An 891-nucleotide genomic window follows, 5' to 3' on the forward strand; every position below is an offset into this window, starting at 1 on the left:
GAGAGCTTCTGGGGCAGCCTGAAAGCAGAGTTGGTGTACCACCATCGGTATGCCACCCGGATGGAAGCCATGGCCTCTGTCCGTGAGTACATTGAGATTTTTTACAATCGCCAACGGCGCCATTCGAAGTTGGGGTACCGAACGCCAGGCGAAGTCGCTGCAAGCTACCTCAGTCGACTAGCTGCAGCATGAACCAGACGTGTCCGCGCTGGACAGAACACCTCAGTATTCGTGAAATAGTCGATCAGGAAGATCGTACGAAACAACCGTCCGAGATGCATGCCGGCCTCATAGACGGGCTGTCCGCGTGCCGCCACCCCAAAGCGCGAGAGTGCCTGGACTGCGGTGCATTGCCCGCTTTGCACGGACGCCGCAATCCGCACCAGCTCGTCCCAGGCGGACTCAATGAGGCTCAATCGAACATCTGCATCGGTGACGGCAGCCAGTTCGCCAGGCACATCATGATGCCTGGGAACATGCAAACGTCTGTCGCGCAGGTGGGACAGTCGCGGACAGAGATCGAAGCCCAACAGCCGTGACAGACTCATCGCGAAATCTGTAAAGCCGTGCGTATCCACTGCAAGTTGCGCGACATCTTCCGTACCGCCTTGTCGGATCACGCCCTCGATCACTGCGCCGGCCTGGCGCTCGTTGAGCAAAATTGGCTGGTCATAGAAGATGCCCCACCGATCGCGAACGTGAGTGTACATCCCGATCGAAGCAGTCCGCCGGCGTGGGTCGGCCCGCGCTTTCCAGACAGAGCGTGTCGATTCCAACGACATCATGTCTGACGAGGCCAGATCGGAGCGCCCCCAATGCTGGGAAATCGGGTGCTGATGCATGAAGGTCAGCACGGCTTCAGCCGCGTGGCGCAGCTTCCGTTCGACCGCA

1 protein-coding gene and 1 pseudogene are annotated in these 891 nt (G+C 59.4%); one reads left to right on the plus strand and one right to left on the minus strand.

Annotated features, from left to right (window positions below; genetic code table 11):
- The coding region (locus E1J61_RS36280; RefSeq protein WP_165971423.1) for an IS3 family transposase at nucleotides 1–192 on the plus strand (192 nt) is incomplete at its 5' end.
- Here the strand turns inward: E1J61_RS36280 and E1J61_RS36285 are convergent.
- Nucleotides 186–891, minus strand: a pseudogene (locus tag E1J61_RS36285) (Tn3 family transposase); the annotation flags it as partial. The gene E1J61_RS36280 and the pseudogene E1J61_RS36285 overlap by 7 nt on opposite strands.

It is taken from the genome of Cupriavidus sp. L7L, from assembly GCF_004353535.1.
GTDB classification, from domain to species: domain Bacteria; phylum Pseudomonadota; class Gammaproteobacteria; order Burkholderiales; family Burkholderiaceae; genus Cupriavidus; species Cupriavidus oxalaticus_A.